This window comes from Bacillota bacterium, assembly GCA_040754675.1.
Classification (GTDB): domain Bacteria; phylum Bacillota; class Limnochordia; order Limnochordales; family Geochordaceae; genus Geochorda.
The window spans coordinates 1-9,642 of sequence record JBFMCJ010000121.1; the positions used below are offsets into that span (position 1 = coordinate 1).

At 69.1% G+C, this 9,642-nt stretch carries 14 protein-coding genes and 1 tRNA gene; 2 read left to right on the plus strand and 13 right to left on the minus strand.

Annotation, left to right across the window (positions count from 1 at the left end):
• The 8 genes from AB1609_08840 to AB1609_08875 form a co-directional block, all read right to left on the minus strand.
• The coding region (locus tag AB1609_08840; GenBank protein ID MEW6046575.1) for an ATP-binding cassette domain-containing protein at positions 1-265 on the minus strand (265 nt) is incomplete at its 3' end.
• Positions 266-270: 5 nt separating this feature from the next.
• Positions 271-1,278, minus strand: coding sequence for a metal ABC transporter substrate-binding protein (locus AB1609_08845; GenBank protein MEW6046576.1), 1,008 nt, complete (start codon positions 1,276-1,278; stop codon positions 271-273).
• A gap of 29 nt (positions 1,279-1,307) precedes the next feature.
• Entirely contained in the window at positions 1,308-1,784 is a 477-nt protein-coding gene (locus tag AB1609_08850) for a Fur family transcriptional regulator (GenBank protein ID MEW6046577.1), read from the minus strand.
• An 85-nt stretch (positions 1,785-1,869) separates the two neighbouring features.
• Positions 1,870-2,334 carry an NUDIX domain-containing protein gene (locus AB1609_08855; protein MEW6046578.1) on the minus strand — a complete coding sequence of 155 codons (465 nt, stop codon included), beginning with the start codon at positions 2,332-2,334 and terminating at the stop codon, positions 1,870-1,872.
• 135 nt (positions 2,335-2,469) lie between these two features.
• A tRNA-Asp gene (locus AB1609_08860) sits at positions 2,470-2,546 on the minus strand.
• A gap of 342 nt (positions 2,547-2,888) precedes the next feature.
• Positions 2,889-3,068 carry a hypothetical protein gene (locus AB1609_08865; protein ID MEW6046579.1) on the minus strand — a complete coding sequence of 60 codons (180 nt, stop codon included), beginning with the start codon at positions 3,066-3,068 and terminating at the stop codon, positions 2,889-2,891.
• An 11-nt stretch (positions 3,069-3,079) separates the two neighbouring features.
• The gene (locus AB1609_08870) at positions 3,080-3,520 is read right to left on the minus strand and encodes a hypothetical protein (GenBank protein ID MEW6046580.1); all 441 of its coding nucleotides are present in this window, start codon (positions 3,518-3,520) and stop codon (positions 3,080-3,082) included.
• Positions 3,495-3,731, minus strand: a complete 237-nt coding sequence (locus AB1609_08875; protein ID MEW6046581.1) for a hypothetical protein — start codon at positions 3,729-3,731, stop codon at positions 3,495-3,497. The genes AB1609_08870 and AB1609_08875 overlap by 26 nt, the downstream gene beginning before the upstream one ends.
• A gap of 321 nt (positions 3,732-4,052) precedes the next feature.
• Here AB1609_08875 and AB1609_08880 point away from each other — a divergent pair, with 321 nt between their 5' ends.
• Both AB1609_08880 and AB1609_08885 read left to right on the plus strand, forming a co-directional pair.
• Entirely contained in the window at positions 4,053-4,295 is a 243-nt protein-coding gene (locus AB1609_08880) for a hypothetical protein (protein ID MEW6046582.1), read from the plus strand.
• Positions 4,296-4,516: 221 nt separating this feature from the next.
• Positions 4,517-5,749: a zinc-binding dehydrogenase gene (locus tag AB1609_08885; GenBank protein ID MEW6046583.1), complete on the plus strand. Its 1,233-nt coding sequence runs from the start codon at positions 4,517-4,519 to the stop codon at positions 5,747-5,749.
• On the opposite strand, the gene AB1609_08890 is transcribed toward AB1609_08885, so the two are convergent.
• The 5 genes from AB1609_08890 to AB1609_08910 all read right to left on the minus strand — a co-directional run.
• The gene (locus tag AB1609_08890) at positions 5,727-6,836 is read right to left on the minus strand and encodes a patatin-like phospholipase family protein (protein ID MEW6046584.1); all 1,110 of its coding nucleotides are present in this window, start codon (positions 6,834-6,836) and stop codon (positions 5,727-5,729) included. The two genes, AB1609_08885 and AB1609_08890, sit on opposite strands and share 23 nt — an antisense overlap.
• Before the next feature lie 134 nt (positions 6,837-6,970).
• Entirely contained in the window at positions 6,971-7,486 is a 516-nt protein-coding gene (locus AB1609_08895) for a nitrous oxide reductase accessory protein NosL (protein MEW6046585.1), read from the minus strand.
• Between the two features lie 89 nt (positions 7,487-7,575).
• Positions 7,576-8,403 carry an ABC transporter permease subunit gene (locus tag AB1609_08900; GenBank protein MEW6046586.1) on the minus strand — a complete coding sequence of 276 codons (828 nt, stop codon included), beginning with the start codon at positions 8,401-8,403 and terminating at the stop codon, positions 7,576-7,578.
• Positions 8,400-8,885 (minus strand): nitrous oxide reductase accessory protein NosL, encoded by a 486-nt coding sequence (locus AB1609_08905; GenBank protein MEW6046587.1) that lies wholly within the window; start codon positions 8,883-8,885, stop codon positions 8,400-8,402. Before AB1609_08905 ends, AB1609_08900 begins: the two co-directional genes overlap by 4 nt.
• 4 nt (positions 8,886-8,889) lie before the next feature.
• A partial coding sequence (locus AB1609_08910) for an ABC transporter ATP-binding protein (protein ID MEW6046588.1) occupies positions 8,890-9,642 on the minus strand: 753 nt, incomplete at its 5' end.

The following is a 9,642-nucleotide window of genomic DNA, read 5'->3' on the forward strand; positions in this document are numbered from 1 at the left end:
TCGCAAGGAGAATCGTGCCCGCGGTCGGCCTCAGCAGCCCGGCAATGCAGTTGAACAGCGTCGACTTGCCGGCACCGTTGGGGCCCACCACCGCGACCCTCTGCCCGGGAAAGACGGAGAACGTCACGTCCTCCAGCACGACGCGCCCGCCATACCCGGCACGCAGCCCCCGCACCTCGACAACCGCGCGGCCCGCTTCAGAGGCGCCCCCACCGGGCACCTCCACTTCTGCCACCGCACCGTCCCGCCACCGGGTCACTGCCATCCGCCTCACCCACCCCGCAGCGCCTCCACGATCCGGCCGACGTTGGTCTTCATGAAGCCCACGTACGTCTCAGCCCCGGAACCCTCCGGCCCCAGCGAGTCGGTGTAGAGCGTCACCAGCCGGACGCCCGCCTCGCGGCTCACCCGCGCGGCCAGCACGGGCGAAACCGTGGTCTCGGCGAAGATGGCCGGCACCCGCAGCTGCTTCAGCCGGGTCACGAGGCGCGCCGTGTCGGCCGCCGACGCCTCGGCCAGCGAACTCGTGCCCGGAAGCACCTCGCCCACCACACGAAACCCGTACTCCCGGGCGAAGTACCCCAGCACGCCGTGGTTGGTCGCCAGAAGCCGCCTGCCGGGCGGAATGGCGGCGACCTGCTCCCGGATCCACCCGTCCAGGCGCTGCAGTTCATGGGTGTAGCCCTGCAGGTTGGTGCGGTACACGGGCGCCCCCTCGGGGTCCACCCGCTCCAGCGCCGCCTCCACCTCTTCCACGAGGCGGATCGTCAGCGGGACGCTCCACCACACGTGCGGGTCCACCTCTCCCCCGTGCCCGTGCTCGTCGCCTGGGCTGCCGGCCTCTACGGTGCCTTCGCCGTCCCGCACAACGCCCAGGGCCGGGGCAACCTTGAGCACGGTAGCCGCTTTCGCCGCCGAACGCACCAGCTTCTCGAAGGCCGGCGTCTCAAGCCCGGCTCCCACCAGAACCACCAGATCGGCGCTTGCGAGCCTGCGTGCATCCCCGGGGGTCGCCTGGTAAGCGTGCGGGTCGGCTCCCACCGGCACGATCGCCTTGACATCCCAGCGTTCGCCGGCCACCCGGCGCACCAGGTCGGCCAGGATGGTCGTGGACGTGACGGCCGTAAGGCGCGCCCGGGCGGCCGGCGCAGGCCCCCACCCGCCGGGCGCAGCGCCGGCAACCAGCACCAGCGCCAGTGCGGCGCCCGCCAGCTGCGTGCCGGACAACCAATTGAGACAGCGTCTCACAAACGCACCCCCGCCCGCTTCACACCTCATCGAAATGCCCGCCTGTAAAGTGCCCGCATTCATCCCTTGCCGGCGCACGCCGGACACAGCCCGTAAAACTCCAGCAGGTGGCCCTCAACCCGCACGCCCCACTGCCGCTCCAGCTGCCTGGCCATGTCCGCCGCGCCACACTGCCCAAACTCGATGACCCCGTGACACCTGTTGCAGATGAAGTGGTGGTGGTGCCCCTGCTCTGCGGCCGCGTAGTGGGCCTGCGCCGTCCGCATGAGGGACGGCTGCACGGCGCACAGCCGGCTGAGGATCGCAAGCGTTCGGTAGACCGACGCCCGCCCCACGCGGGGATGGCGCCGTTTCACCTCCGCCACGATCTCCGGAGCGCTTCTGTGCTCCCCGGACTGCATGGCTTCGACCACCGCCCGCCGGGCGGCCGTCAGGCGATAGCCGGCCCGCCGCAGCGCCTCCAGCATCACGCCCACCGATGCCGCCGGGTCTGCGCCCTTTCCTTCCGGGGTTCGACCCTGTAACTGAGACATCATCTCAATTATCCCCCGGCGGAACCCGTCCGTCAAGGGCGCGGCTTTCCTCGAGCAACCCGGTCACACGTCCCGGCACCGGTGGCAGCTAGGGGCGCATGCACTCCTGCAAGAAGTGCCAGTGGCCGGCCGCCATGTCCGCCTCGTCCAGTTCCGCGATCGGCATCCAGCGCACCTCGTCCACTTCGCTTTTCTGCGCGCGCAGTTCCGCCGCGTCCGCGTCCACCCGGAAGAAGAAGCGCAGCGAGTTGAAGGGGTGCTGGAAAAACGCCACGAAGCCCTGGTCGAAGCCGACGAAGCCGCGCACGCTGACGGTCACGCCGGTCTCTTCGCGGTACTCCCGGACGAGCCCGTCCTCCAGTTTTTCCCACGGCGCCACCGCGCCGCCCGGCAGCTCCCACCGGCCCGTGAAGCGGGAGCGCGCCACCAGCACCTGCCCGTCCCGGACCGCAATGCCGTAGGCCGCCGGCCGAAACCGCAACGCCTCGGCCGGGAAGCGCCTCACCTGCCCCCACATCGTGACGCACTCGACGTCTTTCTCTGGCGCCTTCATACTTCGCGCTCTCCCCTTCGCCTCCCGAGTCCCGCGTGCACCCCCGATTCAGCCCATCCCCGGCCGCTCGGGCCCGGTCGTCCCTCAGGCTTCCCAAGAAGGCTGGGAGGGGAGGATGATTGGAGTCCGACCTTCTGGCAGGGCCAGCGGGATTCGAACCCGTGATCTCCGGCGTGACAAACCGGTGCGTTAGGCCGCTACACCACGGCCCCGGTGTGGCTTTAGCCGCACAGCGGGAGAGCCCCAGCACCTCGCACCATGCCGGAAGCGGGGGCGGCAGGGCCTTCATCCCCTCGATCCAGGTCTGCAAATCATAGATCCCCCGCTCGACCGGGCGGGTCACTCCTGCACCCCCAGGCGCTTCATGACCCGGTGCAGTTTCTGCTCATAGTGATCCCCGTCACCCTTGTAGAGCCGTCCCGCCACACGTACCCTTCCTGGGAAATAGTGTAGCAGGCCTCGCACACCCGGTCCAGCGCTGGCGGGCCTGGGGGTTGTCCCGAAACAGGATGGCAGGGACTAGGGCACAGGCGTCAATGACCGCGGGAGGAACGTCATCGCTCGCGGAGCTTGTGAACGTACGCCATGACTTCTTCAACAACCTGCTCGCAGGTAACGTCAGCCTCCTGGAGCTTCCTGGCGGCCTCTTCGTTGGCTCGATCCAACGCCTCGAGCTCCTCCTGGGTCATGGATAGGGGCCGCGGCGCCGCTAGCGTCTCACCAGGCTTCGTCATCGTGACCCATCCTAAAGAGCGGGAAGAAGCCCCAGATACTCAAGGGCGTGGCGAGGGCGTAGGATGGGCACCCCACGCCACTCACCAATAGTTTCCAAGCGAGGCTCCCGCACGATGATGACATCGGCCCGCCCGTGCTCGGCTACCCAGAAGAGATGGGCATCCTTCATGTGGCCCTTCAGCTCAGGCACGGCGTAGTCCGGCGGCATCGGCATGAGCCGGGGTGACTTGCTGTACACGAGTTCGCACGCCCGGAGGATCAGCTCGCGCACGTGGTTTGGGGCAGCCTCCCGAGCGCAGATCGCAAGCACCGCTGCGGTGAGTTCTGTGTAGATCTCGGGGATCACCAAGGGGACCAGAAGATCGTGGCGGATAGCCCTAAACAGAAGGCCTTGGTAGAAAAGAGACGGGGCCAGGGCCGAGGCATCAACGACGGCCCTGGCGCTCCTCACGGATGCGGTCGATGGCTTCCCGAGCGAGTGCGGCAAGCTCCTCTTCGGTGATGCCTTTGGATCGCGTCCACTCAGCGACCTTCCGGAGGCCTTCGTCAAGGCGTGCAAGCTCCTCGGCCGTCCACTTCTTCCGGCTTTGGGTCAGCGCCGCCGCTTTCATGAGTCTATCACGCTCTTTGTCTTCTTTGGGTCTTCCGGTCTCATTATCCACGCGCGAGGGCTCCCCTTGCAATCCCTGGTGCAACCAGCGTACGCGCTAGTCCACCCGGGCATGCACGTCCCAAGCTCGGGAGGATGGAGCTGCCGCCGCCCGCACCTCCCCCGCACGATGACAAGATCGGTGAAGGCGACGGCATGCAGGGAGGATCCGACGTAGCGGACCCGAAAGGTGGGCTGCCCGCCGCCGGTGCAGACGCCCCGGGCTTTATAGACCTGCCAGGTCCCCGTCACGGGGACGGTCAGAGGGGCTGCTGAGCCGGATGCAATGTCCCGGACGTTGGGGATTTCGATGACGAAGTCGGCAGGTGTGCCGTTGGTGACCCGGATCCACCCGGAGAAGGCGACCTTATCCCCACTTACGAAGACTCCGCTGAGCGTCTGGGAGCAGGTGGCGCTGGTCGTGCTGGGGCTCCACTGCAAGGCCTGTTCGGTGGCGGGCTTCGGGGCGGTGGGCTGGTTGACGGGAGCGGGGGTCACCAGTTGGGGAGTGCCTTGGGTGACGCTCCACCCCTCAGAGTCCAGGCCGCCCCGTCTGTTTCTCAGGAGGTTGGGGTGATGGCAACCCGGGTTGTGTTGCTGGAGGAGGCGACGGTGAACGTCCGGGTATAAATGACGTTGGCACGCACCTCCGGGCGTTGACGGCAACGGTGTTGCCGTCCGGCGTCAGCGTACCCTGAGAGGAGATCCGGATGCCAGCGCCCGACAGGATGTCGACGCTCGCCGAAGTGGTCTGGCCGAGCAGGAATCCCACGCCCGGCGGTGGAAGCTTGCGCCCCTGTGAAAGCTGTCCAGTTCGACGTGACCATTCCCCGCTACGTGGCGGGCAAGCTGGCCGGGGCCGTGAGTTCCGCAGCCTTCACGGGCCCCCTGGGCAGCACGCGCCTGCGGGAGATCCCTCCGCCGGAGCTGCCGGGCCCGGACTGGGCGCTGATCCGCACCCGCATGGGTGGCGTCTGCGGGAGCGACCTGCACACCATCTTCCTGGACTCGAGCCCCTCCACTTCGCCGCTGGCCTCTTTCCCGTTCACCTTCGGCCACGAAAACGTCGGGGTCATCGAGCGGCTGGGGCCGGCGTTGGACGACGCTTCGGGCTTCCGGGTCGGGCAGCGGGTGGTGGTTGACCCGGTGCTTGGGTGCGAGGTGCGGGGCATCGACCCGCCGTGCCCGGCCTGCCGGCGGGGCGACTACCACCTGTGCGAGCACTTCGCCGACGGGCGGCTCGCCCCGGGAATGATCACGGGCGCCTGCCGGGACACGGGCGGAAGCTGGGGCGATTACTTCGTGGCCCACCGCTCGCAGCTTCTGCCGGTGCCGGACTCCCTCCCGGACGAGGCGGCCCTCATGGTGGAACCCTTCTCGGTGGCGCTGCACCCCGTGCTGCGCTGGCCGCCGCAGCCGGGCCAGACGGCGCTGGTGCTCGGAGCTGGCACGGTCGGCCTGTGCGTCGTCGCGGCGCTGCGCGCCACCGGCACCCCGGCGCGCATCGTCTCGGTGGCGCGCCACCGCCACCAGGCGGAGATGGCCAGGCGGCTCGGCGCAGACGAGGTGGTCACGGCCCGGGGCCCTGCCCTTTACGAGGCTTTGGCCGAAGCCCTTGGCGCCCGCCTGCTGAAACCCATCATGGGCAAGCCGGTGCCGGTGGGCGGCGCCGATGTCACCTTCGAGTGCGTGGGCGCCGGGAGCAGCATCGACGATGCCCTGCGCTTCACCAGGGGCGGGGGCCGGGTCATCCTGGTGGGCCTGGCGTCACTTCCCCGCGGCGTGGACTGGACCCCCATCTGGCTCAAGGAACTGGACATCCAGGGGACGTTCTGCTACGGCTATGAGCGCCTTCCCGACGGCCGCAGGTTGCGCACGATGGAGTACGCCATCGAGCTCATGGCCCGGGGGAAGGCCGACCTCTCGCCGCTCGTCACCCACAAGTTTCCCCTCGAACGCTGGCGGGAGGCCATCCGGGCCGCCACCCGCAAAGGCCCCTCGGGCGCCATCAAGGTCGCCCTCGTGCCCTGACGTAAGGAGCCGCACCATGCAGGCGCCCGGCGCCGCCACCCCGCGTGTTCACGCCCGGAGCGGGCAGGCGCCCGAGAACCTGCAGGGCGTCTTGGTACCCCTGTTCCATGATCTTCTGGATGGCAGCCCGGTCGCCGAAGCCGAACGTCCCCGGCGGGGTGAGCTCGGCCTGCGGGCAGATCTCCACGATGCCCACCACGCGCTTTCGCCGGCCCTCCTTCTCGTAGCCGATGGCGGCCTTGAGCCGGCGTATCAGCGGGCTGTCGGGGTTGGGGCTTTCCTCGATGATGGAGACGATCTCGTTGATGCGCCGCGCCTCGCGCACGTCCTCGTAAAGAAGCTGGTCGAGGATGAGGGGCCAGAGGCGGTGCACCACGTGGTAGATGTCGGCAAACGGCCCGGTTTGCGGGGATGCCCCCTGTTCGCCGCAGTGGGGCGAGGTTCCGATGACGAAGATGTCGCGCCCTCCCCGGCGGATCACCTGGCCCAGGGGCGTGTGGTCGAAGACGCCGCCGTCCACCTGCCAGTGGCCGGCGACCAGGCGAGACGGAAAGACCACGGGGAACGCCGCCGAGGCCAGCACCGCGTCGATCACCCGCACGTCCCCGGCGGCCCGGTCAAACGCCACCGTGGTGCCGCTGTTTAGGTCGGTGGTGGTCACGACCAGTTCAACCTTCTGATAATCGCCCATGCGGCGATCCGGCGGGACGAGGCGTGACAGCCGCTGGACGAGCGGGACGCCGTCAAGAAGAGACCGCATCGCCTGCAGGACCTTGGGCGACGGCCCGTACCGGATGACGCTCCCCAGGGCTGCAAGCAGGCTCCTCCAGTTGAGCCGCAGCAGCCCCTCCATGGCGAGCCACTCGCTCGAGAGCCGGGCGAGGGTCTCGGCGAGCTTCCCCGACTGGATCCCTTCGGCCATCACCGCTCCGTTCACGGCGCCGATGGACGTGCCGGTGATGACGGAGAAGGTGGCCTGCGGCCGCCGTTCGACGATGGCCTTCATCGCGCCGACCTGATAAGCTCCCCGCGCGCCGCCCGCGCTCAAGACGAGGGCCGGCCCGGTTTGCCCGTTCCCTGCGGCCATTTCGCATGCGCCTCCATGCCCTTTCTCTGTATGGCGCATGCTGACATGCGGTCACTCAAACCGCAGGGGATCCGTCAAACCGGGCCGGCGGTCCTGGTTTCCGCGTTATTCAAGTGCCGGTGCGGCCCTTTGGATCAGTGCTCGTGCCCGCCGGAACCACCCATCCGCTTGGCCCGCTCGGTCATCACGTAGTGGGTGGCCTCCTTGAACCCCAGAACCTCCCCGTTGTGCTCGGCCGCGTACTCGGCCGCCGCGTGGCTGTCCTTGAACGCGATCAGCCCGTAGCGCATCGGCGTGCGGATATCGGTGCGGACGTACACCGCCGTTCGAGCCTCGACCCACTCCTGGCTCGGCCAGTCCCGCACGAACGTGGCCACCACGTTCTCACCCTCCGGGTGGCGGGTCTTCAGGTAGACCAGCAGGCACCCGATGTCGCAGAAGGCGTGGTTGCCGTCCGCTGCCACCATGGCCGCCGCGTGCTCCGGATCCTTGATGATCATCTTGCACGGGGCGTTTGAGCACCGGGTTTGACCGTACACGATCTCCGGCGGCGCCACGGACTGCGCGACCACACCTGTCACGACGCCGGCCACGGCAACGGCGATGGCCGCTGCCGCGAGCGCCACCTTCGCTTTGCAGGACCGCTCCATCCCCACCCATCCTCCTTCCTGTCAAACCTCTGATGCGCTTCTGAGCCTGAGCCCTTTTCGATCGGGCGGCGCGGGCGGTTGCCCGTGCGCTAGTAATCCTGCTGCTGCATGTGCCGGTAGGCGATGTAGAGGGGCAGCACCAGCCACAGCGTCACGGCGAGCGGCATCAGCACCTTGCCGGACAGCTCGTTCAAGGCGGCAGCCAGCACCGCCCCCGGCGCCCCCAGGCTGGCGCGGGCCCCGATGGTCAAAAGCCCCAGCACGCGCACCAGGTCCACGGGGTTCGCCATGACCAGCGTGAGCAGCATGGGGCGGATCACGTCGCCGCTCACCATCACGCTCACGCCCATCACCACCAGGTCGTACAGCACCACCGCAAGGCCCCACACCACGACGGCCGCCCCGAGGGCCCGGCTCCGCTCCCTCGAGGCCACCCCTACAAGCACGCCGATGCCGAGGGAGATCGCCAGGAGCACCACGGAAAGCCCGATGATGCCCGCATACCGCAGCCACCCTTCGCTCCCGGCCCTCAGGGCGATGATCACCCCGGCGGCGCCGAAGCCAACCACGGCAGCCCCGGCCAGAGCGGCCAGGAGCCCGAGATAGCGCCCGGCCACCACCTCGGCGTGCGTCACCGGCTGAACCAGGATCAGGTGGTGCCGCTCCGGTTCCCCCGAGAAGGCCAGCGCCCCCACGGTCAGGGCGACCAGGGGGAGCATCAGGGTGCAGACGCTGAGCAGGCTCGTCGAGGTGCGCACGAACCCCACGAACCCGCTGAACCCGGCGTGGAACATGCCGAAGTACGACAGGGCCAGCGCCAGGGCCGCGAACGTGACGGCGAACACGGACGCCCACCGGGCCCGGCTCGTCGCCTGGAACTCGGCTGCCGCGACGTGGCGGAGCACCCGCACCCTCATCGCCTCGCCTCCTCACGCAACAGGTCAAGGCCCGCGACCTCGGCGTAGGTGAGCACCCGGCCGCCGTGCTCCGCCGCCATCCGTTCCGCCTCGCCCCGGTCCTCGAGGGTGACCAGGCCGTACAGCATCGGCGTTTTGTGGCGGGTCGTCACCCACCACGCCGTCTGCGCGTCGATCCACTCGTGGGTGTTCCAGTCGGGCACGTAGGCAACTCGCACGCCCTGCCAGTCCGGGTGGTGGCGCAACTGGTAGACCACCAGGCACCCGACGTCGCAGAATTTCGCCACCTTTTCCCGGGAAATGAGCTGCGCAGCCGACCGGGGTTCGCTCAAGACCATCCCGCATTCGTCGCACGTGTCGACGCCGTAGAGCACCTGAGCAGGGGGCGGCTTCCCTTCAGACCGGAAGCTCACCAGGGCGACGGCCCCGGCCACCACGATGACCCCGACGACAGCCCAAACCGTCCAGCGGCGCCGCGCCATGCCCTCACCCCCCACCCCCGCCGGCCCGCCCGGGCCGGCCGCCCGGCGGCGCCTGAAGGTAGCTCAGCACCAGTTCCTCGAGGGTCATGCGAGTGGTGCGGAAATCCCTCGGGCAAAAGCCGGCGTTGTGCAACTCACCCAGCACCCGCACCGCCAGATCCGGCGAGCACGACACCACCAGGCCCCCGGCGGAGTTGCTCGAGACCCGGTAGCCCAGGCCGGCCAGGTAACCTCGGGCGGCAGGTGCATCCTCGATCTCCACGTGAAGCCGGCTTTCGAGGCGCGCCGCGATGGCGGCCACGCTCTCGTCCGCCAGGATCCGCCCGCCCTGCAGGATCACCACCCGGTCGGCGCTCTGGAGGGCCTCGTCCAGGAGGTGGCTGGAGACCAGGGCGCACCCGCCCCGCCGGCGCACGCCGTCGAGGATCCCTCTCAGGCGCTGCCGGCCCTCGATGTCCAGGTTGAGGGCGGGCTCATCGAGCAGCAGCACGGGGGGGTTCCCCAGCACCACCTGGGCCAGAGCGACCCGCTGCAACATGCCGCCCGACAATTCCTGAACCGGCCGCCGCTCGAGGCCAGAAAGCCCCACTGCGTCGATGGCCTCCCGGACGGCTTCGCCGGCCCTCCCCGGGACCCTCAACCCCGCAAAGAACCGGAGGACCTCCACCACCTCGACGTTTTCCGGGAGGTCAATGCGCTGCGGTAAGAACCCAACGGCTGCCTTCGACTCCACGCTCCCTGCCGGATGGCCGGCCAC